At 39.5% G+C, this 24,256-nt stretch carries 19 protein-coding genes; 5 read left to right on the forward strand and 14 right to left on the reverse strand.

From position 1 onward, the window contains the following. The first annotated feature begins 24 nt into the window (after positions 1 to 24). Entirely contained in the window at positions 25 to 1,629 is a 1,605-nt protein-coding gene (locus ACE1EF_RS08875) for a S8 family serine peptidase (protein ID WP_375720294.1), read from the forward strand. Beyond that, positions 1,629 to 3,008: an exodeoxyribonuclease VII large subunit gene (gene xseA, locus ACE1EF_RS08880; RefSeq protein ID WP_375720295.1), complete on the forward strand. Its 1,380-nt coding sequence runs from the start codon at positions 1,629 to 1,631 to the stop codon at positions 3,006 to 3,008. Before ACE1EF_RS08875 ends, xseA begins: the two co-directional genes overlap by 1 nt. A 1-nt stretch (position 3,009) precedes the next feature. Here xseA and ACE1EF_RS08885 read toward each other — a convergent pair whose 3' ends face one another. From ACE1EF_RS08885 to ACE1EF_RS08895, 3 genes are all read right to left on the reverse strand, one after another. Further along, positions 3,010 to 3,192: a (2Fe-2S)-binding protein gene (locus ACE1EF_RS08885; protein ID WP_375720296.1), complete on the reverse strand. Its 183-nt coding sequence runs from the start codon at positions 3,190 to 3,192 to the stop codon at positions 3,010 to 3,012. A gap of 24 nt (positions 3,193 to 3,216) precedes the next feature. Then, entirely contained in the window at positions 3,217 to 3,594 is a 378-nt protein-coding gene (locus tag ACE1EF_RS08890; protein WP_375720297.1) for a response regulator, read from the reverse strand. A gap of 123 nt (positions 3,595 to 3,717) precedes the next feature. Next, on the reverse strand, positions 3,718 to 5,223 hold the full coding sequence (locus tag ACE1EF_RS08895; RefSeq protein WP_375720298.1) for a DUF6242 domain-containing protein: 1,506 nt from the start codon (positions 5,221 to 5,223) through the stop codon (positions 3,718 to 3,720). A 159-nt stretch (positions 5,224 to 5,382) separates the two neighbouring features. Here ACE1EF_RS08895 and ACE1EF_RS08900 point away from each other — a divergent pair, with 159 nt between their 5' ends. Continuing rightward, positions 5,383 to 8,136: a hypothetical protein gene (locus ACE1EF_RS08900; RefSeq protein WP_375720299.1), complete on the forward strand. Its 2,754-nt coding sequence runs from the start codon at positions 5,383 to 5,385 to the stop codon at positions 8,134 to 8,136. An 87-nt stretch (positions 8,137 to 8,223) separates the two neighbouring features. Next, positions 8,224 to 9,864 (forward strand): AMP-binding protein, encoded by a 1,641-nt coding sequence (locus tag ACE1EF_RS08905; RefSeq protein WP_375720300.1) that lies wholly within the window; start codon positions 8,224 to 8,226, stop codon positions 9,862 to 9,864. Positions 9,865 to 9,971: 107 nt separating this feature from the next. On the opposite strand, the gene ACE1EF_RS08910 is transcribed toward ACE1EF_RS08905, so the two are convergent. The 3 genes from ACE1EF_RS08910 to ACE1EF_RS08920 all read right to left on the reverse strand — a co-directional run bounded on the left by ACE1EF_RS08910 (position 9,972) and on the right by ACE1EF_RS08920 (position 11,553). Beyond that, positions 9,972 to 10,367 carry a helix-turn-helix domain-containing protein gene (locus tag ACE1EF_RS08910; RefSeq protein ID WP_375720301.1) on the reverse strand — a complete coding sequence of 132 codons (396 nt, stop codon included), beginning with the start codon at positions 10,365 to 10,367 and terminating at the stop codon, positions 9,972 to 9,974. Positions 10,368 to 10,378: 11 nt separating this feature from the next. Beyond that, positions 10,379 to 10,525: a type II toxin-antitoxin system HicA family toxin gene (locus ACE1EF_RS08915; protein WP_375720302.1), complete on the reverse strand. Its 147-nt coding sequence runs from the start codon at positions 10,523 to 10,525 to the stop codon at positions 10,379 to 10,381. A 143-nt stretch (positions 10,526 to 10,668) separates the two neighbouring features. Continuing rightward, positions 10,669 to 11,553, reverse strand: coding sequence for a YitT family protein (locus ACE1EF_RS08920; protein ID WP_375720303.1), 885 nt, complete (start codon positions 11,551 to 11,553; stop codon positions 10,669 to 10,671). 179 nt (positions 11,554 to 11,732) lie between these two features. Between ACE1EF_RS08920 and ACE1EF_RS08925 the strand changes: the two genes are divergently transcribed. Next, positions 11,733 to 12,515 carry an amidohydrolase gene (locus ACE1EF_RS08925; protein WP_375720304.1) on the forward strand — a complete coding sequence of 261 codons (783 nt, stop codon included), beginning with the start codon at positions 11,733 to 11,735 and terminating at the stop codon, positions 12,513 to 12,515. A gap of 7 nt (positions 12,516 to 12,522) precedes the next feature. On the opposite strand, the gene ACE1EF_RS08930 is transcribed toward ACE1EF_RS08925, so the two are convergent. The 8 genes from ACE1EF_RS08930 to ACE1EF_RS08965 form a co-directional block, all read right to left on the reverse strand. Then, complete coding sequence (locus ACE1EF_RS08930) at positions 12,523 to 14,289, reverse strand: sensor histidine kinase (protein ID WP_375720305.1); 1,767 nt, start codon at positions 14,287 to 14,289, stop codon at positions 12,523 to 12,525. 21 nt (positions 14,290 to 14,310) lie between these two features. After that, complete coding sequence (locus ACE1EF_RS08935; RefSeq protein WP_375720306.1) at positions 14,311 to 14,997, reverse strand: response regulator transcription factor; 687 nt, start codon at positions 14,995 to 14,997, stop codon at positions 14,311 to 14,313. A gap of 168 nt (positions 14,998 to 15,165) precedes the next feature. Then, entirely contained in the window at positions 15,166 to 16,413 is a 1,248-nt protein-coding gene (locus ACE1EF_RS08940; RefSeq protein WP_375720307.1) for a hypothetical protein, read from the reverse strand. A 28-nt stretch (positions 16,414 to 16,441) separates the two neighbouring features. Further along, positions 16,442 to 19,219, reverse strand: a complete 2,778-nt coding sequence (locus ACE1EF_RS08945) for a TonB-dependent receptor (protein ID WP_375720308.1) — start codon at positions 19,217 to 19,219, stop codon at positions 16,442 to 16,444. A 243-nt stretch (positions 19,220 to 19,462) separates the two neighbouring features. Further along, positions 19,463 to 20,134, reverse strand: coding sequence for a 2-C-methyl-D-erythritol 4-phosphate cytidylyltransferase (locus ACE1EF_RS08950; RefSeq protein ID WP_375720309.1), 672 nt, complete (start codon positions 20,132 to 20,134; stop codon positions 19,463 to 19,465). Between the two features lie 2 nt (positions 20,135 to 20,136). Beyond that, on the reverse strand, positions 20,137 to 21,783 hold the full coding sequence (locus ACE1EF_RS08955; RefSeq protein ID WP_375720310.1) for an AMP-binding protein: 1,647 nt from the start codon (positions 21,781 to 21,783) through the stop codon (positions 20,137 to 20,139). Positions 21,784 to 21,867: 84 nt separating this feature from the next. After that, entirely contained in the window at positions 21,868 to 22,941 is a 1,074-nt protein-coding gene (locus ACE1EF_RS08960; RefSeq protein WP_375720311.1) for a glycosyltransferase, read from the reverse strand. Positions 22,942 to 22,943: 2 nt separating this feature from the next. Next, complete coding sequence (locus ACE1EF_RS08965) at positions 22,944 to 24,170, reverse strand: alanine dehydrogenase (RefSeq protein WP_375720312.1); 1,227 nt, start codon at positions 24,168 to 24,170, stop codon at positions 22,944 to 22,946. Between the last annotated feature and the right edge of the window lie 86 nt (positions 24,171 to 24,256).

The following is a 24,256-nucleotide window of genomic DNA, read 5'->3' on the forward strand; positions in this document are numbered from 1 at the left end:
TAACTTTGTTTGTAAGTTTGTACGATGTTTAAGAACCTGCTGTTAATATTGATTTTATTTGGTCTGACCCAGAATTTTATGGGTCAGAAAAAGAAATACCTGGTATGGCTTAGCGATAAGGATAATACCGAATTTTCTCTGGATCATCCTGAAAAGTTCCTGACGCAAAGAGCCATTCAACGCAGGCTGAACCAGGGAATTAAAATTGATTCTCTGGATATTCCGGTTCAGCACTATTATTTGGATACCATCAGAATGCATGATGTTGATATCCGTTGTACCAGCAGATGGCTCAATACTGTGACTATAATGACAGATGATTCTTTGCTGGTGGAGGAGATCAGGAATCTTCGTTTTGTTGACTCCGTTAATCTGACCTGGATTGAGCCGCAGTTAAAATCGGCTAAGATGAAATTCGAAACCCTTAATGCTGCTGTCCCTGACTATGGTGGCTCTCTGGATCAGATAGCTATCCATAACGGACAGGAGATGCATGCGATGGGATTTACAGGGAAGGGAAAACGTATTGCTGTTCTGGATGCTGGTTTTTATCATGTTGATTCGCTTCCTGCTTTTGATTCGTTGTGGATGAAAAACCAGATTTTACTGACCAGGGATTTTGTAAACCCCGGTGGAGATATTTTCGACACACATACACATGGCATGGCTGTGTTAAGCATAATGGGGGGCAATGTGCCGGGTTACCTGGTAGGTTCAGCACCCGACGCTGATTATATGCTGATCCATACTGAAGATGCGGCATCAGAGTATCCCGTTGAAATGGACTACTGGATTGCAGGTGCAGAATTCGCCGATAGCATGGGGGCAGATATCATCAATTCGTCACTGGGTTATTCTGTTTTTGATGATCCGTCAATGAGTTATACCCAGGCGGACCTGAACGGTAGAAAAATAAGGGTCACGCAGGGAGCCAATATTGCGGCATCCAAAGGAATGCTGGTTGTAAACAGTGCTGGAAATGAGGGGAATAAATCATGGCAGACGATTATTGGACCAGCAGATTCAAAGAAAGTACTGGCGGTTGGTTCAGTGAATAAGGACAGTACTTACACCTATTTCAGTTCGCGTGGTCCTACAGCAGATGGCAGGATCAAACCCGATGTGGCATCGAATGGCTATCACACAGTTATTCAGTTGCCGAACGGTAATATCGGAACCGGAAACGGTACCTCATTTTCATCTCCGGTGATGGCAGGTATGAGTGCCTGTCTGTGGCAGGCTTTTCCACGAAAAACCGCCATGGAAATCAGAGAGCTTATATTGTCGTACAGCAACAGGTATAAGAATCCGAATGACAGCATTGGTTATGGGATTCCGGATATTTATCAGGCCTGGCTGGAGGAATCAAAAAAGAATACCGAACGCTCTACTGTTATTAAGGTGTATCCAAATCCGGCCAGTACTGCATTTATTGTGGAAACTCCTCCGGGTGAAACCCTATCCGTTCTTACCTTATATTCTATGGAAGGGAAAATTGTGGAAGTCCGCCATTTAAATAATGAGTTTATACAGAAAGTTTATCTTCCTGATGGCATCGCTCCGGGAATGTACATAATGAATATTGTGACAAACAAACGGAACTTAAGTCAAAAGATAAGTGTATTATAATGCATAACGGCGGACAGAAACAAATAACACTATCTGAACTATCTTCAGTTATCAAAGAGACACTTGATGAACATCTTGAAATATCGTATTGGGTTATTGCTGAAATTGCTGAGTATAAAGTAAATTCCTTTTCAGGGCATTGTTATCTCGAGTTGGTTGAAAAAGAAGAAGGGGCCAATACCATCAATGCACGGATGAGAGCTACCATATGGTCTGCCGCATTCAGAATGTTAAAACCTTTTTTTGAGACCAGTACCGGTATAGAACTGGGAACGGGTTTAAAGGTCATGGTAAGGGGTGTAGTGGAGTACCACGAGGTATATGGAATAAGTCTGAATATCCGTGATATTGATCCTGCTTATACGGTCGGCGAGATGGCCATGAGGATGCAGCAAACCATCGACCTGCTGACAAAGGACGGTGTGATTGATATGAACAGGGAACTGGAACTGCCGCTTCTTCCCAAAACCGTTGCTGTTATTTCATCATCGGGTGCTGCCGGATTACAGGATTTTATGAATCAGCTTGAGCATAATACCTATGGATATCATTTCCAGGTTAAGCTTTTTGAAGCGGTGATGCAAGGCGAAAAGGCACCCGGGTCCATAATGGATGCATTACACCGGGTATTTGAATATGCCGGTTTGTTTGATGCGGTTCTTGTATTGAGAGGGGGAGGTGCGGTGCTGGACCTGAACTGTTTTAATGATTATGAATTATGTTTCATGGCTGCTCAGTTTCCCATCCCACTTTTAACCGGAATAGGACACGATAAGGATGAAACCGTGCTGGATCTTGTGGCTCATACAAAATTAAAGACGCCTACTGCAGTGGCTGAATACCTGGTCGGCTGTTTTACAGAATTCGATGCAAAACTGAATCAACTGGCTGATGGAATATTTTCGGGTACAGAAGACATACTGATCGAAAACAGGAACAGATTAATGCAGGTTATTACACAGTTAAAACCGGTAACCCAGCAACGTCTGCGAAATGAAAAGTTCGGTATTGAGTCACTTACAAAGGAAATGCATGGTGAAATCCATTTCAGGTTGGCTGAACAGAAGAGTTTATTGCAAACTTATTCGAGGGATCTGAACAAGGGATCACTGCATTTTGCCAAAAACAAAGCAGATAATCTGGCCAAGATCACTGATCGTCTGCAAACTTCTGCAAGACGAAAGATTGAATCTTCATCAGAGTTGCTTGAAAGATATACCCTGAAGATTGAGTATCAGGACCCGGTAAAAATCCTTGAAAAGGGGTATTCCATTACAACCAGAAACGGAGCAGTTGTAACCAGGGTGAGCGATCTGCGCAAGGGTGATAAAATAATCACCGTTCTATCTGACGGAAAAAAACAAAGTACGGTGGATTAACCTAAAGTTTTCCGCTCAGGACGTCGTTCAGAATTTCTTCTATTTCAGGAATACAGGTACCACAAACGCTGCCGGCATCTGTTTCATCAAGTACTTCATCAAGTGTTGTCAGATTCTTTTCTTTTATTACCTGTATAAATTCATCCTTCGAAATACCCAGATGATTGCATATTATATCGCTCATAAAAAAATCAAATTAAAAAGCCGACTATAAATAATCGGCCATTGTATCAAGTAAAAGTTTTGATTTTATGGGTTTGGACACATGAGCGTTGAAACCATAGTTTCGTATTTTTTCCTCGTCCTCTCTCATGGCATATGCTGTTAGTGCTATAACCGGAATTTCCCGGTTCTCAGCTTTTAGTTTCTCCATGACCTCGTATCCATCCATTTCAGGCATTCTGATATCCAAAAGTAACAGATCAGGTTTTAATCCATTTTCCAGTTGTTCAAAAACACCCAGTCCATTGGTAACCCATGTTATATTGATCTTTGTCTTTTTTAAAATCGCCTGAACAAGTAAGAAGTTGGTTTCTACATCTTCAGCAACCAAAACCTTTTTATCGTCCCATTGGTAGGTATCCATAAAACTTTTTAATTCAAAAACCAGCCGTAATATTAATAAAAAATTAACAGACTAAAAAAAATAATTTAGAATTTCTTAATTTTAAAAAAATCATTCTGTTATTTTGCAAACCCACAATATAACCTACTCGTTGGCATACTTTTTCATTATACCTTTCCAGCTGTCATACAATTGGTTCACGCTTACATTCTCATTTCCTGCACGCGGTGCAAATGTAATGTTTTCACCACCGATAACATATACGGTATGATCCGGTGTCATTATGACGTTTTGTTTCGCCCGTGCTAAATAACCTGATCCAGGGAAAAGGTTACCTTCAACTTCATCTTCTTCAGTCTTAAAGGTTAATCCCCCATCCAATGAAATCTGCACAGTATGATTTGTAATCCCTGCTTCATTTACACCTCCGAACAGCCATAAGTTGCGATCGAACGATAGCAGGGTTGCATAGGAAAAGGTTTCCAGCTCTGACTTTGGAAAATTAAGCCAGTTGGCATTATCTTCCAGAGACCAGAATAGTCCTGAATTGCTTCCGTCTGCAAGTTCACCTCCATATACCAGTCCGTGATCTTCAAATACGCAGGAGGTACTGAATCGAACAGCCATTTCGTTTGGCATATCAGCACCCTGAATCCATACGCTGCCATTAAAATACCAGACAGTATAATCCGGTTCAGGAACTGTTCCTGAAACCGTATATGGCATAGCCTCTAAGGTTGATGAAGAGGCATTCAGTGAACTCCCACCCCAGACAACGAGCTCGTTATTGAAAACGCCGGCATTTTTAAAAACGGAATGCATACCCACAGGATAATCCGATTTTGTCCAGTTTAATCCGTCTGATGAACTCCATATTTCTTCTTTTGCCGTAAAACTTTTCGATCCGCTATCCCAGCCAATGTAACCAATAATATACGCTTTCCCGTTAAATACCTTTACTGTGTGATATACGCCATTGGGAAAGTCTCCACGGATACTCACATTTATCCAGGTGTTCCCATCTTCTGAGGAATACAGGGTTGAATAAACCTCATCAGTCTCAGGATCAATGTTACCCGATAACAGATACATTTTGCCATTAAGATAAAATGTTTCAGAATAAGGAGTGAGTCCGGTTTGAATACTATCAGACAATTGTGTCCAGGTTACAGAGCCGGGATAAATTGTATCAGCATTAATTTCAACATAATACGGTGTAAGACGATTACCGTCTTCGGACAATACTTTGAGTAAAACTTTATCTGAAAAATCGATTGAAGTGCTACCTGAAGTTACAGGAACTGAAAAAACAGAGTCGATTTTTGTGACACTGTCAATCTCAACCGAGTCATGATATTCCCAGTATATACCCGCTTGTCCTTCAGCAGAAAAAACAGGTTTAAGGGGATCTTTTAAAGAACCGTAGGGGAAAATTTCAAACAGATTTGTTATTAATCCGGTATCTCCCTCTGCCACCGGCTGAGTTATTGTAAATTCAATATTCGATACTTCAAGTGCATTGCGCTGATCCGGTATATAGAAAGTTGTCAGTTCACCTTTGTTGGAATAGGTGACTGTATCGAAGCAGGATGTTAAAGTAATTGTGACTGCTGTCATAAGCAGAAGTGTCCAAAGTTTAGTGTTTGTCATTTTATCGTATTTGTTTGCAAACCTATTAATAATTTTAATTCTACAAAAATAACTGTTTTATGCTTATAATATTTTGTTGATTAAATATTAAAAACACACAGTGCCATTATGTTGGGATTGCGTTCTGAATTTCAGAAATTTGCTAAAAATTCAACTGATATGTTACGCAGAATCATCTACTTCGTTTCCGTTATACTGTTAGCTCTCGTCATTACCCTGTTTTATAAACGTTTAAATGAAAAACCAGTAAAAGAAACGGACAGTAAGATGTTTCAGGCTATACCGTCTGATGCCGCATTTATTATTACGTCTGAATCAATGATTAGTTTCATCGCTGAGTTGCAAAACCAGAATTTAGTGTGGAAGGATCTTGTTAAAACACCCATGCTGAATACAATATCAGCTGAATTAACGGCACTGGATTCCATTCTCAGTAGCAAATCAGAGTTGAGAGCTGGTCTTGACAGAAGTCAGATTGCCATATCATTTCAGGTAACCGGTAAAGATGATGTTGTGCCACTGGTTATAATACCCGTTTCTGACAGATTGCCCGGCATGACGTTTAAAAGTCTGGTGAATGACAATTCAAAAGGAGAAAAAACAGTAAAAAAGTACGACGATATAACCATTTACAATTATACTGACAGTACCACATATTCAGGATATTATGTTTATGATAATTTGCTGGTCTGGAGCTCTTCGGATATAGCCCTTGAACGTAGTGCACGTGAATTTCAGAATAAAGCAGGAGTAACCATTAAACCCGGTTTTAATGATATCCTGAACACCAAAGGATCTAATGCGCTTGCAACGTTGTTTATTAACACGGATGACCTGATTGACATGTTAAGACCAATGGCATCCAAACAGCTGATGGATAAAATAACATTAATTGCCGGCGATAATAGCTGGTTTGGAGTTGACGTTGCACTGCAAAGCAACCTGTTGTCCTGCATGGGCTTTTATACCGTAAATAGCAGTAACTATATTTCGGCATTCAGCGGTCAGAAGCCAGCCGAAATGGAAATTCTTAATGCTGTTCCGGTTGGAGCTCAGCAGTTTTCGTCTATTAATATTACAGACTTAAATCTTTTCAGAACCAATTACAAAAAGTATCTTGAGGCTCAGAATAAACTCGATGCCTATCATATATGGTTAAATAAAGCCGGAGATATGCTCGGACAGAATCCTGAGCTTTTTGGGGATGATTTTTTCAGCGGGGAATTTTTAAAGGTTACGTATGCAGGCTACTCCAACAATAAAAGAAATTCCTACCTGATTGCCAGAGTAAACGGAAACAGTATGGCTGAAAATGCACTTAAAGGCAAGATAAAACATTTTGCCGGTAAGGAACGGAAGAAAGAAGAATCATATACTGATGTTCTTAAAATAGATAAGGATATGAAGTTTACCTGTTATGAATTTAATCTGTCAGAAATGATTGGTATTCTATACGGGAATATCCTTAAAAGTGATGATCTGAAATACTGGGCACTCTATGATAACTATCTTTTTGCTGCTCCGGATAAAAGGGTACTAAAGGATATAATGTATGCGAATGTTTTGGGTAAAACGCTTGCCCGTCAGTCTTATTTTGATGATTTTTCCAGCAACCTCTCAGAAACGTACAATGTACTGTTTTACCAGGACAGTCGGTCAGTACCTGTGACTTCAAAAGACTCCTGGGATGCTGAATTTTATAAGGATTTTCCCGGTAATAATGATGTTTTCTCAAATCTGAATGGCATTGGGATGCAGATTGACGCTTCCGGAAAATATCCATATGTCAATATGGTGATGGATTATTCAGGACAACAGAAATCTGATGCTGAAACCATATGGCAAAGCCTGCTGGATACCAGCTTTACAATGAAACCTGCTTTAGTGCTTAATCACTATACCAAGGAAAACGAGATTTTTGTTCAGGATTTGAAACATACAATATATCTCATTAATCCTTCAGGGAGGATTTTATGGAAGAAAGCACTGGATGAAGAGATAATCAGTGACATTTACCAGGTTGATTGCTATAAAAACGGCAAACTACAGTTGCTTTTTAATACTCCGACAAGACTGTTCTTGCTGGACAGAAACGGAAATTATGTAGATCGTTTTCCTGTAAAATTACCATCTGAAGCAACTACCGGTCTGGGCCTGGCAGATTATGATAACAGCAGGGATTACAGGATTTTTATTCCGGTTAAGGATCGAAGAATACTGCTGTATGCTGTGGACGGAAACCGGGTAAAAGGATGGGATTTCGGCAAAACAGACCATGCTGTGAATCGTCCTGTTCAGCACATCCGGTTTGGCCGGAAGGATTATATACTATGTGCAGATAAAAACCGTGTTTATATCCTTGATCGCCAGGGAAGGGAACGGGTGACTCTACCGGATCAGTTCAGTAAAAATGAAAATGTGGATTTCTATCCACTTAGTTCAGGTCCGGGCGGTTCTGATGTTATTTTAACCGGTGATACAGATGGTAATCTTATTACAGTTATGTTGTCCGGAGTGGTGAGTAAACGTAAACTGCCTTTAAAGACAAAGGATTATCAAATGGCTATTGAGAATATTGATGGAACAGGTAGTGTTGAAGTGATCACCATTGAAGGAAAATCAATGAAAGTTTTCGACTACATGGGGAACCTGCTGTTTGAGCGCGTTTTTCCGGATGATATTACTGATAGTCCTTATATTTACCGGTTTTCGGCAAGGGATTATAAAATTGGCGTAGTAGACAGGGCGCAGCAGAGTATATATTTATTCAATAATGACGGTTCTGAAAAAAGTGGTTTCCCATTAACCGGAAATACACCATTTTCCATAGGTTTTCTGAAATCCACTTCCGGTAGTTTTAATCTGATTGTTGGCGGAAGGGATAACTATCTTTACAATTACATTGTGAAATAGGCCGTTAATATATTTCATTTAATGCCGTGTTCCCAATTGCATTTATGGGAATTTATGCGTACTTTTCACTTGTAAAATCCCATGATGATGAAAAAGAAACTGAACAAAATCTTTAGTAATACCCTGAGATATAACTGGAGCCTAAATGCTTTTTCTGACTATGAAGGTTCAACCTATACCTATAGTGATGTTGCAAAACATATGGCGCTGTTCCATAAGGTGTTTGAGGAAGCCGGCATAAAACCGGGTGATAAAATTGTTTTGCTGGGACGTAATACGGCAAACTGGGCAATATCATATATTACCATTGTTTCATATGGTGCGGTGGTTGTTCCTATATTACCGGATTTTAAACCCGATGATGTACACTACATTGTCAATCATTCAGAGGCCGTGTTACTGATTGCTTCAGATGCACTGGCCAAACCGTTGGATACAGCTCAGATGAAAACACTGAAAACGACATTTTCTCTGGATTCTTTTGAAGTGACATGGGAACGACGCGGGAAAAAAGTTGAACGCCTGCTGGCAGAGAAAAGAACGGCTAATGAAGGGGAAGATGTTACACAACGCAATATTAAGCTTGATGAATTTCCGGTAAATGATCTGGCTGTTTTATCCTATACATCAGGAACAACAGGGTTTTCCAAAGGTGTAATGATAAGTAGAAACAGTTTGGTTTCAAACATCATCTTTGCACAGGAACATATGCCACTGGAAGCGGGAAACAGGATATGTTCCTTTTTACCCATGGCCCATATTTACGGTCAGCTATTTGAATTCCTTTTTCCGTTCAGTCTGGGCTGCCATACCACATTTATCGACAGAATGCCTTCACCGCAAATGGTAACAAAAGCGTTTGGTGAGATTAAACCGCACCTTATTCTTTCTGTTCCCCTGGTACTGGAAAAGGTCTATAAAAAACGGATTGCTCCTGCTCTTGAAAAGGGTGCCGTTAAGTTTATGCTCAAAGTACCCGGACTTAATAAAGTGGTGTATAATAAAGTCAAGAAACAGCTGACTGAGAGTTTTGGTGGGAATTTTTATGAGATTGTTATCGGTGGAGCTCCGATGAATCGGGAGATTGAAGATTTCTTACGCCGCATTAAATTTCGTTTCACCATTGGCTATGGTATGACGGAGTGTGGACCATTAATCAGTTATGATGCCTGGGACAGCACACAGCCTTATTCAGCAGGACGTGTTGTTGATCGGATGCAGGTTAAAATCGATTCAGATGATCCGTATAATATAGTAGGGGAAATTCTTACCAAAGGAGAAAACGTAATGTTGGGGTATTACAAGGATGAGAAAAGTACAAAAGCTGCTATTGACAATGAAGGATGGCTGCATACCGGCGATCTGGGCGTAATTGATAGAAACGATTATGTTTATATCAGGGGCAGAAGCAAGAATATGATTCTGGGCGCCAACGGCAAAAATATTTATCCTGAAGAAATTGAAAACAGGATAAACAACATGCCTCTGGTTCTGGAAAGCCTGGTGGTAGAGCGTAAAAACCAGTTGGTAGCTCTCGTATTTCCTGATCCGGATGTGCTTAAAAATGAAGGGATTACTGCAGATGCTCTTCCCGGAAAAATGGAGGAGATGCGTAAGGAGGTCAATAAATCATTGCCCAAATACGAACAGCTGCAAAAAGTTGAAATTCAAAAGGAAGAATTCGAAAAGACGCCCAAAAGAAGCATAAAACGGTTTATGTACAATTAAACTCTTACTCACCGGGTGAATATTTCCGATAGTGCAAGATTCACCCGGTGAATATAGATACATGTTGCCATGCACTATCAAAACATATTATAGCCAGTGTTTTGTTTTTAACTTTTGTAAATCAAATTCATCTCTGATAATTCTTGTCCAATTTGATGAATCCCGCTTAATATTTTATCAGTTTGGGTTTCAGATGGTTTTTTATGTCCCTGTACATACTGGGATAATAAAGTTGGGTTCATTCCAATTTTTTCTGCAAGAAATTTTGAATTCAACACTTTGTAATATTGGAAGAATTGTGCAAAATCAATCTCAAACTTTAAATTTTCATGTGTAATAATAAATTCATCCTCAAAATATAGCTGAGTTGCTTCGAGTACATTATTTATAAGTTCGGGGATAGTTCTGCCTGTCGTAGATATTGAATATTCATCTGAATAAGCTGAAAAACCAGTCTTTGTTTTTTCAACTATTATTTTAATTTTTTTCTTATAGTTCTTCATAATTCTTGTTTTTAAAGTGTTATTCCGGCATCTCTCAAAATTTTTTTCTCAAGTCCTTTACCAACTTCCTGGCTTCCATGATTTGGGAAAATTATTATTCCTTCTTTCCGGTCATGTTTTAATTTAACATGCGATCCTTTTGTGAAATTGGATACCAACCATCTTTTTTCAATAGTCGGAATAGTTCAGAACATTTCATGTATTTGTTTCTTAACTAAGTTCAAAGGTAAATAATAATTTACTTTTTAACAAGAGAATATTTTCGGTATTTGCATGATTCACCCGGTGACTAGCGAAAGAATTAATTGTCTTCTTCAAGTTGCCTGAATCCTTCACCCAGAATTTCTCTTGTATCAATTACGGTGACAAAAGCTGTTTTATCAATCTGGTTGATCCAGTTCTTAAGGATGGTAAGTTCACGGCGGGAAACAACCACAAATATTACGTTCTTTTCCTTGCCGGTATACATGCCTTCACCTTTCAGAAAGGTGCCACCTCGTTCAAGTCCGTTAATGATTTTATCCTTAATTTCTTCGTGTTTTTCCGATACTATCATCAGGGCATTATCATAGCTGATACCTTTAAGGACGATATCAATAACCTGTCCGGTTATGTATATCACCAGCCATGAATAAAGGGGGATTTTCCAGTCTTTGAATACCAGTAAACCAACAAGTACGATGGTGGAGTCAATAATTATCAGCAGCTGGCCAACAGGGAGATTAGAGAATTTTGCAAAGATCATAGCCACAATATCCGAGCCTCCTGATGTCGCTCTGGACCTGAAGATTAATCCTAGTCCAACACCAAGAAGTATGGCTCCGAAAATTGATGCTAGTAATAGATCATCAGCCAATTTTAATGGATCGTTTTCGCCTATAAAATAGGTTAGTCCATCCATAAATGCTGAAGTCAGCACCATGCCCAAAACAGTCTTAATTCCAAATTTGGGCCCCAGAATACGAATGCCGATGAGTGTAAGCGGTATGTTGAGTGCGAGTCCAAAGGTACCAATAGGAACGGCAGGTATCAGATGGTGAACAACAATACCAATACCGAATACGCCACCGGGTACAATATTGTATGGATTGATAAAAAATACAAAACCGGCTGCCAGTATGAATGCACCCAGTACGATCATGCCATATTCTAAAATGCGTTTTTTAAGCGATACTTTGGTTTTCATGCCAATTCTGTTTTAAATTCAGGCTATTCTGCCGCAAAAATCCATTATCCTGTGAGAGTTAAAAATGATAATTATCATTCGCTGAACTGCTTTATAATCACTTTGTTTGGAATTGATAAAATGTTTAACGCTTAACGGGAGTTGATAAATTTTGTTTAAATTTATGCAAAAGCTCAGAAATGAAAAAAGACAAACTGAATATATGTGGTTATCAGGGTGAAATTGTATGGGAAGATTCTGAAGCCAATCTTAGACAAAACAAGCAGCTTATTGAAAATATGGAAGTCAGGCCCGATATATTTATCTTTCCTGAGACCTTTTCTTCCGGCTTTTCAAATAATGTGGAATCCATAGCAGAAACTATGACAGGTCCGACGGTTAGTGCGTTAAAAGAGTTGAGTGCCAGATACGAAATGGCCATAGGTGGATCCATGGTGATCCGTGACCATGGGAAATTTTATAACCGCTTCTTGTTTATTCATCCTGATGGAACGGTGGATTTTTATGACAAGCGACATCTGTTTACAATGAGTGGTGAACACGAAGCCTATTCAAAAGGAGTGGAGCGAAAAATCGTTTTATTCAGAGGGTGGCGTATTTTACTCCAGGTTTGTTATGATTTACGCTTTCCGGTATGGAGCCGGAACCAGAATGATTATGAATTGATTATTTATACAGCCAACTGGCCGAAACAACGCCAATATGTTTGGGATATTTTATTAAAGGCCCGGGCCATAGAAAACCAAACTTATGTTTTCGGTCTGAATCGCACCGGATCAGATGCGAACAATATTGGATATGTTGGTGGTTCTGTTTTTGTTGACCCCAAAGGCCAGGTAATGAATACACCACATGGTGAGACCGCAAGCATTAATATGGAGCTGTCGATGACTGAGTTGCTGGAATTCAGACGAAAGTTTCCGGTATTAAATGATAAGGATAAATTTACCCTGAAAACTTAATCTGCCGTCAAAGGGTTTTCCTGAAACTGAATAAAAACTCCAGTCCGCCATCAGCTCTGTTTTTAACGGTGATCTCACCACCAAGGAGACTGACTGCGTTTTTTACAATAGCGAGCCCGAGACCTGTACCTCCCATTTTTCTGGATCGCCCGGAATCAACACGATAAAAGCGCTCGAAAAGTCTGGATAGATGTTCCTCCTTTACACCGCTTCCGGTATCGTAAAACCTGAAATAATAAAACCGTTCATCCTGTCTGTAACAACTTGCCATCAGCGATATGTTTTCCCCGGCATATGTAATGGCATTGTCCACAAGGTTTCTGAAGATTGAATACACCAAAGACTGATTTCCGTTCATGACCATATCGTCATTAATATCTACCGTATGCCTGATGTTTTTTTCTTCCAACTTAAGGTGAACGTCCAGAAATACGTTGGTGACGACTTCCCTGAGGTTTATTTTCTCCCGTTCAAAGACAGAGCTCGCTTCTTCAATTTTGTTCAGAAACGAAATATCGTTTATCAGATCAGTTAGCCTTTGTGTTTGTGCGTAAGAGCGTTCAATGAAAAAGCGCTGTTTCTCTTTGTCCAGGTTTTCGTTAAGGACAATCGTTTCCAGGTAGCCGCGTATGGAGCTAACCGGTGTTTTCAGTTCATGCGCAATGTTGCTGGTTAACTCCCGTTTCAGTATCTTTTCACGCTCGCGCATGGTAATATCTGTAATGGAAATTTCAAAGCTTTTATCCTGAAAAATTATACAGTAAACCTGAAAGTACCGTCCGTTTTTCGTGATGTTCATCTCTTCACGAACAGAACCGTTCAGCATTTTTTTATCTTTCGATAACTCAAAATCAATAAAATCGCTTATTGGTTTGAACTCCTTCAGTCCGAATACCTCATCAGACCACACAATCTGTTGATCAGCAATGACATTTGCAAACTGAATAAAATGGTTGTTAGCCAGAATCTCTTTTTTATATTTTGAAAAAATAGCCAGACCTTCCTGTGAGGTATGGAGGTGCTTTATCAGTTTTTCTTTTTCATTTGAAAGGGCATTCTGTGTCTTCTTCAGGCTTTTGTATATATTGACGATCTCGCGTCCAATGGTTCCCAGTTCGTTATTTGGAAACTGTACCTGAACATCGATCGGTTCATTATTCGCCGCTTTTTTTGCAAACAACTCCAGTTTGGAGATGGCTTTACCCATACGGTCTGCCACATAAATTAAAGAGACAGATGAAATAAAGAATAAGATGATGATAAAGAATATGAAGACATTATCAGCCCTCAGCAGTTTTTTGACCTCAATATTATATGGAAGTGCGGTTCTTACAATATATTCAGGATATTTGTAGGCGTAATAATAATAATCTCTTTTGGTTGAGTTTGAAAATCTGATACGGCTGCCGCTGGTACCTGTATGCAGTGCTTCCTGTACTTCGGGCCGGTATAAATGATTTTCAAGGTCTTCATAATCTTCAACAAAAGAGTCGTAAATGACGACGCCATCAAATTTTATAATCGTAATCCTTAAATTGGAATCAGGGAAATAAGATATGATGCTTCCTGAACCTGTAATAGAGTCAGGATTGGCCCTCAGATAGTTGTGCACCATCTGATTGTAAGTAAATAATGTCGTTTCAAGTGTTTCGGTTTTTGATTGCTTTTCGCGTTCAAATTGAAAAACACCGACAGCCACAGAAAATATAGCGAAAATGACAAAAAAGTAAAAAAACAGCTTTCTGTTGTAGCTGTTCAGAATTCGAAACTTCATTATTGTTGTTGCTATGCAGTATTAATTTATTTCAAAACAATAGCCGTACCCCAGCCTGGTGACGATGTTTTTACCGTATTCCCCGATTTTTTTTCTTAGCCGGGTGATGTTTACATCAATGGTCCGGTCCAGAACATACGATTCATTTTTCCATACTCTGTTCAGAATCTCGTCACGCGAGAAAACCCTTCCCTGGTTTTCCAGAAACAGCTTCAGTATTTCAAATTCCTTTTTAGTGAGTTTTACGGCATCGCCGTCCAGCTTGACCTTCTTTTCATTTATATTCATTTCCAGCCCTTCGTAAACAACCACTTCCTCAGGTGCTTCTTCAGCTTCTTTTACGCGGCGAAGAACGGCTTTTACCCTTGCTACAACTTCCTTAATGGAAAAGGGTTTCGAGATGTAATCATCGGCTCCGAGAGTAAAACCGGTTAGTGTATCGTTTTCTGAGTCTTTAGCAGTAAGAAAAATAATTGGAACTTTTTTCGTCTTAGGATCTTTTCGCAATATACTGGCCATTTTAAAGCCTGATATATTACCCATCATCACATCGAGTAAAATGAGGTCGAAACCGGCAATTTCTTTGTCCAGGGCTTCTTCGGCGGAAAATGCAGTCTCAACATAAAAACCTTCACTTTCCAGGTTAAATTGTAAGATTTCACATAAATCTTCTTCGTCGTCAACGACAAGTATTTTATAATCCTCCATATCAACACTTGTTAATGTACAAATATAATTAAATTTAAGAAGACATCCCCCGCAGGGGATGTCCTGATTGCTACGCTGTAGCAATCCAGCAACTTAAAACAACAATGAAGAGAACAGTTAAACAAGCTCCTGCTTTCAGGAGCACTGTTTAACCTTTCATCTTTTAAATTATTCTTTGATCCATCCTGCTGTCCAGTCAGATCCGGCACCTATTTTATCGTCTGAAGTGAACCAGTTGTCTAATGTTGCAGCATCTTTGCCACCGGTGTAGGTAGTTGTCATGTCAACACCCGTGGTTAAGTCCATCAGATGGATATTAGCTGAGTTTTCAAAATAATGATCTGCTAAATTGGCTGGTTTTTCATGTACGCCAATTACATTACCATTTTCATCTACATCCTCTGAAGCAGAATATTTAATGGCTACATCAGTTACATTATTATTTACATATCCGTAGTCAACCATCAGTGAACCATCTACAACATTTAATAATGTCTGATCGTGTTCTACGTGAATACTTCGTTTATCAAAGTTGGTTACGATAAAGTTGTAGATCTGACCTTTGGTTCCTTCACGCAGTTTCATGCCGTAACCGCTGTTTGTGTTGTCACCAATAAGTGTAACCTGTGAAAACATTGGGTTTGCATAAGGCGTAGCTGTGTTGTTTGATCCAAGGTTATCACCTTCAAAACCACGGTCACCATCAGGAGTCTGTACTGCAATCAGGTACTGGCCTTTTCCTCTCCAACCTTCAGTCCAGTCAAAACTGTCATCCTGAGCACCGTAAACATACACATGTTTGATCCCAACTGTTCCGCCAAAAAATTCGATACCATCATCCGCACCTACATAAATCTGAACATGATCAACGGTAGTACCGCTACCAACACCATAGAATGAAATACCATTGGCTTCATGTTCTGCATCCAGAATTGTACCGGAATATTCAACGCGAACATATTTTAGTGTTCCTGAATTATCCGTATCCAGATTGCCTCCATAAGTGGCATTTCCGATTTCGGAGAGTCCGGTTGCACCTGAATTAATGCTTGCCTTACCACAGATGTGAAGACCACCCCATGCTCCTGCTTCATGCAGGTTGGAGGTAAATACAATTGGCTCGCTTTCTGTTCCTTCAGCAATAATTTTACCACCCTGTTTAACTAAAAGGTATGATAAATCGGATGCATTTGCCACAATGGTTACACCTTTCTTGATTGTCAGGGTAACTCCATCTTCAACTGTGACAGCACCATCAAGGTTTACATCAGTTGAAATGGTCCGGTCTTCTGTAATTGATCCGGTTAAATCGGTTGAGGTAGTTTCACCTTTGTTATCATCCGGATTACACGAAACGAAGATAAGGCTGAATCCAAAAAGGATTGCATACAAGTAGTTTAAAGTTTGTTTTTTCATTTTTAGATAAGTTTGATTATACATTTGTTTAAAATTTATACGATATTCCTATGCCTGCAGTTATACCTTTTTTATATCTGTATACTACAGTTTGTCCGGTTTTTACATCCGGTTGTGACAGGTCTGAATAAATATCCTGCTTATATTCTGTTGTCGAATTGAGAATATTTTTGACCGTCAGATTAATTTCAAGTTTCTGATTTATGGTGTTCTTTAAAACAAAATCCAATGCATTAAAAGGTAGTTCATACTGGTTCCCGATTCCATCCGATGCTACAGCATACAGTCGTTCTCCAAAGGAATTAAATACAACTCCGACGTACGAAATGTTGCTTTTGTTTTTCCCGTATCTCAGGTTGTAACCCAGGTCGGCATTGATAATATAGGGTGATGCACCCTGCAGCGGACGTTCTTTGTTAAGCTCATCAAAACTATCCGGAATTTTGATGTTGGTATAAATGTACGCTGCATTCAATCCTGCAAATACATTGTTAAAACGTTTTTTTAATTCAAACTCCGCACCGGCTGCAGTCGCATTTTCAGGCGTACTTACAAAGGTTTTGATAAAATCTGTTCCTCCGGTTGAAGCGAGTTTTTGTTCGATTGGTTGAATAATATTTTTATAGTAAGCACTAATGGAGATCAACTCGTTTCGCTTTGGGAAAATTTCATATTTAATATCGATGTTATTACTGTATGAGTTTTCAAGATACCCATAAGCCGTAGGGTTATCTTTTGTTCCCGGATTGCCAACTGTTAACCTCTCTCCAAGTTCAGGAATCATCTGAGCCGGCGATTTTTCATAAAAGCTTGGCCTTGTGACCGTACGGCTCACTGCCAGACGGAGGTTGGATTTGTCATTGACGCTGTATTTCAGGTTTACCACCGGAAACAAATCAAGATTATCGAATGAATAGGATGTTTCGTTATTGTTGATCTTATTGGTATTTGAAATAATCTCCATGGAAGAATATTCAGTTCTTAAACCGGCATTCAGGGTCAATCGGTTCAGGTTATACACAAAATCCACAAAGCCTGAATAGATATACAAATTCCCGTCATAACCCATTCCATCATTTGTATTTGACTTTACTCTGTCGAATATTTGCGAGCCGAAATAAGCATCAGGATTTGAAATGTCTACTGCATAATTTTCGAGATTCGCCTGGTTAAAAAGGTATCCGAACATGTAGGAGTTATAGGTTTGATTTTTTAGACGATAGTAAGCGCCAACAGCTATGTTTCCTTTTTCGTCATCCAATGCATAATCTAAACTGGCAGTGGCGTTGTATTCCATGGAATTTTGCTGAATGATTACTCTTTTTGTATCGTTACCGTTATTCAGTGCAAAATAGGTCCAGGCCAGATCAGGATTCTGTTGGTAGACAATCTCCCTGCGATCCGGAATATCATACATTACATCCATCACGCTACCGTTCCAGTTGAAAACCAATTTGTCGTTCACCTTATGCTTCCCTTTGATCTGGTTGCTTAACAGACGGTATTTTATGTATTCAGCATTCCGGATCAATGCAGTATCTTCTTCACCCCAGTCGGGAGATAAGCCTTTTTTCTGTTTAAACCCGTCTTCTCCGTTATTCAGATAGACCATATTATAGGTGATGCTGTGTCTGTCGCTGTTTACAAATGATAAACTGAGAAGGGACGTGAAATAAGTGTTGTATGAATAAATCTGACTGACATAATTTCCATCAATATTGCCTTGTTTGTTCGAAATATTAAGATCAATCACATCCGGGCTGTATTCATATTCGTTGTCAAACGATACGCTGGCCAGAACACCGATTTTACTTGCGCCGTTCAGATCGAACAGTTTTCCGCCTTTTATGGAAAAACTACTGTTTGGATTGGCGTTATTGGTCGTAAAACCGAAGGAAGCAGGGTGGAAATCCTCACCGATATTCATGATCCGATTTACCTGAAGATAATTTGTCGGCGTGAGTTTTCGTCGTGCATTCACATCAAAACCGAAGTATTTATTGCCTTCGGACTGTATCATGTAAAATGGTTTACCGGTACTGTTGGAGTTATATTTTCCACCAATGCTGACTGAAAGAAAAGGCTCAGTCGGATAATCCTTGGTTTCAATATTAATGAGTGCGCCTGTGTAATCGGCGTAGTTTTTGGCATTAAACACCTTGTTGACTTCAAGTAACTTTACGATATCCGCCTGAAACATGTCAAGCTTTACAACTTTTTTTGTCGGATCCGGTGACGTTATTGGAAGGCCGTTGAGTTCAGCGCTGTTGTAACGGTCGCCAAGACCTCTGACGAACAGCTGCTTAGATCCCATCATGGAGACTCCTGTGACCTTTTTAACGCCTGCCGCTACATCCGATACTGCCTTACGGGACATTTCTTTGGCTCCGATAGCTTCCACAGCAACAACCGCTTTTTTCTGTTCCAGCATCAGCATGTTCTCAGATTCGCGATTGGCTTTTCCTGCAACTTCGACTTCCTGAAGTTTTTGACCTTCTCCGGATTTGAGAGTTGTATTAACTTCTATGGCTGTTTCACCGTCTGCTGTAATCTCTTTTGATACTTTATCGTAACCAATAAAACTGATGGATATGGTATAGGTGCCGGGTTCAACTTTCAATTCGTAGTAACCATCTAAATTTGTTGTTGTTCCAATTGTTGTTCCTTCCAGATAAACATTCGCAAATGGTAGTGGTACTTCTTTATCTCCCTGTACTTCCTTAACAATTCCCTTCACAACTGTTTGTGCACTTATTGAAAATGATAAAATAAGCAGTGCAAAAACAAGGGTTAAATTTCTCTTCATTATAAAATTTGTTGTTGTTTATAAATTACGTTGCAAGTTTAGGTGTGCTTTGTTACAGTGAAACTAAGCATCAGTTACAACAGAGAGAAATATATGTTTCAGAAATATTACAAAATAACGGGTAGCCGATTTAGTAATGAATGAGGTCTAAGTCGTTGATGTATAGTTGTTAATGGGTTTTTGTTTTGGTTTTGTAACAGTTCTGAAGTACAATTTTCTAAAGAAAAACAGCCAGTAATGTTTTTATTCCTGTGATTTTAAAAGCGCATTTCCAATAATAAAATCGAAAGGAGTGGTAAGTTTTATGTTTTCACGGTTACCTTCTATCAGATAAATTTTATATCCTGCACGCTCAACTACGGATGCATCATCAGTGAATTCAGGTATATAGGGTTTGGAATAGGCTTCTTTAATTATTTTGGTTTTAAAAACCTGGGGTGTCTGCACCACTTTCAGATGATCGCGGTTTACAGCATAATTTGTGTTTTGATCCGAAAATCTGAGTGATTCTTCCATGTCACGGATAGGAATAACAGCTCCTACATTCGCTGCTTTTTGATATGCATGTTTGATGGTATCCAATGATACAAATGGTCGAACACCATCGTGAATTCCAACAATGCCATCTTCGGTAATGAGATTAAGACCGTTCCTTACCGATTCAAAACGTACCGGACCACCATTGGTAATTTTTACATTTGCCGTATATTTATAAGTGGTGCATAGGGAGTGCCAGTAATCAATTTGGTTCTCAGGCAGGACAAGAATTACAGTAATATCCGGATCAAACTTTAAAAACTGATCAATAGTATGCATCAGAACCGGTTTTCCATGCAGAACCATAAATTGTTTTGGAACGGATGATTGCATCCGTTTACCGCTGCCCCCTGCTACTATGATGACGTGGTTTTTCAAATTTATTTGGTATATAAGTAGCGTTTGATACTCTTCTTTGGTGTTTTTTCAAATTCTGAAGGGAACAGCGTAATTTTAGATATATTCATGTAACCCGGCAATATTTCATTCAGCAGTTTCCTATGACCCTGAATGGCATCTTCAACCTCCTGAATAGTCATACCTGCTGCATCTGTAGCTTCAAAGTCAGGATACACCAAAGCCTCCAGTTTACCATTGCTGTCTTTTACAAGGCTTTCCATTACATAAGGCATATTATTGATTACAGCTTCAATTTCTTCAGGATAAATATTCTGTCCACTTGGCCCCAGTATCATGTTTTTACTCCGGCCTTTGATGTAGATAAAATTCTCCTCATCTATCACGCCCAGGTCTCCCGTTTTGAGCCAACCATCATCTGTAAATACTTCTTTGGTTGCCTGTGGGTTTTTGTAATATCCTACCATCACATTTTTCCCCCTGACCAGAATCTCACCAGGAATCCTGCGTGGATCCTCAGAATCAACTTTTACTTCCATTCCGGGGACAACTCTTCCCGCAGCTTCCGGTTTATGATTCTGCCAGTTCCTGTAACTGATCAGCGGACCGCATTCTGTCATCCCATATCCAACAGAGAATTTAAAACCGATGCGTTTCAGAAATTTCTCCACATCTTTATTAAAGGCAGCACCACCAATTACCACATCATTAAATTCTCCTCCAAATACAGAGGTCAGTTTATCATTTATTTTTTTGAATATTGATTTATTAACCAGCGGTACTTTCATGATGAGTTTCATGGTGGACTTATCTATTGCCGGCAGGATGTTCTTTTTATAAATCTTTTCAATAATCAACGGAACAGCCAGAATCATGTTGGGCTTTATTTCCCTGAAAGCTTTCGTCACCACCTGTGGTGAAGGTGTTCTGGTGAGAAAGGTGATGTGGCAACCATATATGAAGGGTGTCAGAAATTCGAATAAACAACCGTAGGCATGAGCCAGAGGTAAAAACGAAACAATACGGTCTCCCTCATGAAGGTTTATTTCATCGTCAAAAACAATTCGGGCATTATTCCATAAACTTCGGTTGGGCAGAACAACTCCCTTGGAAAAACCGGATGTTCCGGATGTGTAGGAAATAACGGCAATATCATCGAGTGATGCTTCGGGAAGTTTGAAGCTTTCCCGGGTCGCATCGACTTGAATTTCATCTAATGTTTCCAGTGCTTTTCGTACTGTACATTTTTCATTCTCATGCACAATATGGAAATCACTTAAGGAAACGATGCCTTTAAGATGAGGCATTTTTGTTTCATCTATTTTTTCAAAAATATTATCTGAGATAAAAAGAATCAGGGAATCAGAATGCGTAACGATATGATGGATATCACTGGTTTTGAAATCCGGTAAAATTGGTACGATGACTGCACCATAGCTGACAGCAGCAAGATATACCACACCCCAGTTTGCCTGATTTCTACCTACAAGGGAGATTTTGTCATTTTTTTTGAGTCCGCATTTTTCAAACACTTTGTGGAGCTTCAGGATTTTAGTCCCAACTTCACTGTATGTTAATGTCTGGCCTTCATAGTCAGAAAATGCCGGTGAATTCCAGTATTTCTTAATGGCATTTTCAATAAGTGTGATAAACGTTTCAGTATGTCCCATGACCAATCAGTTTCAATTCACAAATGTGTGTATTTTAAAACAAATTTGAAAATTATTAAAGCTGCTAAAGAGCTATTTTTTACTTTACCATCCCTTGCTGTGCTCTGGTTTAAGAAATCCCGCTACAGCAACACCAACAGCATAAAAAGGATAAAGTATTGAGAGGGGAATAAGCAGCCATAATAGTGATAGTTCTGATTTCTTAAGAAGTGGTAGAATAACAAGGGTGTCAGACAGAATTTTGATAGAAAAAAGGATCAGAAAGACTGATGCTAAACTGTTTGCGAAAAAAGAAGCTGTAAATGTCGCCGGGATTAACAGATTCATTAACATCACCAGCAGTCCTGTTACTAATATCATAAAATCGTTGTATCCTTTGGCCTTTTCACTCCAGCGTATCCTCTGTTGCAGAAATTTGTTAAATGGTTCTGTTTTAATCCGGACTACAGAATGGTTTATGCATATTTTTTTTCTTTCCGATTTAAAATGGTGTAATAAAAACATGTCATCACCGGAACGGTAATTCAGATTTAAGGCTTTCCTGATGTCACTCACAGCGCTTCTTCTGAAAGAGAGGTTCGCTGCACTGCACATAACAGGTAGATTTAATGTACCCAGACCAACCGTGACTGCCTGGATAGATTTGTATTCAAGAACCTGTAAATGATGCCATATTTTATGTTTTAGCGGAAGCATTTCCACTGGACCTATAAGCATATCTGTTTCTGGATCGTACTGCCGGATGTGCGATTGAATCCAGTCAGAGCTAATAATCGTATCCGCATCGGTTAACAGAATTACCTCACCTCGGGAAGCATTAAAACCGGTTATCAGTGCAGATTTTTTACCAGAACCTGAGTTTTCAAGCAGGTGAATATCCGGAGATTTTTGCTGATACTGCATGATAATCCTCACACTGTTATCTGAGGAGTGATCGTTGATAAAGTATATAGAGATTTTATTGCTTGCATCTTTTTGATCCAAAAGTGAATCAAGCAGCTCCGGAAGATTTTCGGCTTCATCCTTAAAAGGGATCAGAATGTCAACAGAAATATCAGATCTTTTTTCAGCCTGGGGTTTATGTTTTAATATTAAGCCCAGAAAAACAAGCAGCGTAAACAGTACATAAGCTGCCGGAATAAGCCAGAATAGAATCATGGTTAAAACGCAGCCAGTAATAAACCAATATCTTTAGATGGGATATTATACAGCTGTCCGATGTAATGATTGGTGAGTATTCCCTGGTAAATGTAGACCCCGTTGCAGAATCCGTTGTCCGATTTAATGTGTTCCATTATGCCACCGCGTTCACCCATATCCAGTAATATCGGGCTTATAACATTGCTGAATGCGATGGATGCCGTTCTGGGAACCAGTACCGACAAGCCGGGGAGGCAAATATGTTTGACGCCGTGATCTTCGAACATCGGACTTTTGAGCGTTGTACATTTTGAGGTTTCAAAACAACCACCCTGATCCACACTCAGGTCTACAATAACAGTCCCCGGTTTCATTAACCGAATTAGTTCTTCAGTAACCATAAAACGCCTTGAACCATATAGGAACCGTAATGTGCCAATGACAACATCGGCGGATTTAAGTGACTTGGAAAGCACACTTGGATGCAGATTGGATGTAAAAATACGTTGTCCGAGATTGTGTTCCAGTTCCCGTAATTTTGCAATGGAGTAATCGAATACTTTTACTACGGCGCCCATGCCTAGTGCTGTTTTAGCTGCAAAGGTACCTGCTGTACCGGCACCAAGAATAACAACTTCTGTCGGAGAAATACCTGTTACACCACCCAGGAGTACACCCTTCCCACCATGAATAGTGCTAAGATGCTGGGATGCCAGTGTGATGGACAGGTTTCCTTCAATTTCGCTCAGTGAGCGTACGATTGGAAATGCCCCGTTTTCGTCCAGAAGAAGATCCAGTGCGATGGCGGTCAGCTTTTTATCCATGATTCGTTTAACCATGGTTATATCCATGCCCAAAAGATTGAGGGTGGAGAAGAGTATGCCACGCTCTTTCATCATCCCGATTTCATCTTCAGTCGGCAGGGTTACTTTTATGACAATATCTTTTGTAAATACTTCGCTTCGTGTTTCTGTGATGAACGCACCTACTTCGCTGAAGTCCGTGTCTTTAAAGTTGGCAGCTTTACCTGCACCGGACTCAATAAATACTTCATGTCCGTTGTCAACCAGTAATCCTATGCCCTGAGGGGTAAGCGGGATACGGGTTTCAGTATTATGATTCTCTTTGGGAATTCCTATGGAAAACCGTTTGTTGTTATCTTTAATATCAAGCAGCTGCTCCTGTGGATACAGGGCTTCCCTTCCAATGCCGTAAAAGTTTTTTGGTGGTAGATTACTCTCTTTCATAACACTTAAGCTTATCCCTTTCTTCTAATATCTTCAAATTTAAAAAAAACAATGTAATAACCTTCTATGTTGTAATCCAAAACTAG

Origin of the sequence: Quyinboa sediminis, assembly GCF_042219855.1 — a bacterium.
In the GTDB taxonomy this organism is placed as follows: domain Bacteria; phylum Bacteroidota; class Bacteroidia; order Bacteroidales; family UBA5342; genus JBHJHP01.

Coding starts and splice junctions, on each gene's coding strand:
- ACE1EF_RS08890 (WP_375720297.1), bottom strand. CDS start 3,594: ATGGATACCTACCAATGGGACGATAAAAAGGTTTTGGTTGCTGAAGAT.
- ACE1EF_RS08945 (WP_375720308.1), bottom strand. CDS start 19,219: ATGAAGAGAAATTTAACCCTTGTTTTTGCACTGCTTATTTTATCATTT.
- ACE1EF_RS08965 (WP_375720312.1), bottom strand. CDS start 24,170: ATGAAAGAGAGTAATCTACCACCAAAAAACTTTTACGGCATTGGAAGG.
- xseA (WP_375720295.1), top strand. CDS start 1,629: ATGCATAACGGCGGACAGAAACAAATAACACTATCTGAACTATCTTCA.
- ACE1EF_RS08910 (WP_375720301.1), bottom strand. CDS start 10,367: ATGAAGAACTATAAGAAAAAAATTAAAATAATAGTTGAAAAAACAAAG.
- ACE1EF_RS08875 (WP_375720294.1), top strand. CDS start 25: ATGTTTAAGAACCTGCTGTTAATATTGATTTTATTTGGTCTGACCCAG.
- ACE1EF_RS08930 (WP_375720305.1), bottom strand. CDS start 14,289: ATGAAGTTTCGAATTCTGAACAGCTACAACAGAAAGCTGTTTTTTTAC.
- ACE1EF_RS08955 (WP_375720310.1), bottom strand. CDS start 21,783: ATGGGACATACTGAAACGTTTATCACACTTATTGAAAATGCCATTAAG.
- ACE1EF_RS08935 (WP_375720306.1), bottom strand. CDS start 14,997: ATGGAGGATTATAAAATACTTGTCGTTGACGACGAAGAAGATTTATGT.
- ACE1EF_RS08940 (WP_375720307.1), bottom strand. CDS start 16,413: ATGAAAAAACAAACTTTAAACTACTTGTATGCAATCCTTTTTGGATTC.
- ACE1EF_RS08900 (WP_375720299.1), top strand. CDS start 5,383: ATGTTACGCAGAATCATCTACTTCGTTTCCGTTATACTGTTAGCTCTC.
- ACE1EF_RS08885 (WP_375720296.1), bottom strand. CDS start 3,192: ATGAGCGATATAATATGCAATCATCTGGGTATTTCGAAGGATGAATTT.
- ACE1EF_RS08920 (WP_375720303.1), bottom strand. CDS start 11,553: ATGAAAACCAAAGTATCGCTTAAAAAACGCATTTTAGAATATGGCATG.
- ACE1EF_RS08960 (WP_375720311.1), bottom strand. CDS start 22,941: ATGATTCTATTCTGGCTTATTCCGGCAGCTTATGTACTGTTTACGCTG.
- ACE1EF_RS08905 (WP_375720300.1), top strand. CDS start 8,224: ATGAAAAAGAAACTGAACAAAATCTTTAGTAATACCCTGAGATATAAC.
- ACE1EF_RS08895 (WP_375720298.1), bottom strand. CDS start 5,223: ATGACAAACACTAAACTTTGGACACTTCTGCTTATGACAGCAGTCACA.
- ACE1EF_RS08925 (WP_375720304.1), top strand. CDS start 11,733: ATGAAAAAAGACAAACTGAATATATGTGGTTATCAGGGTGAAATTGTA.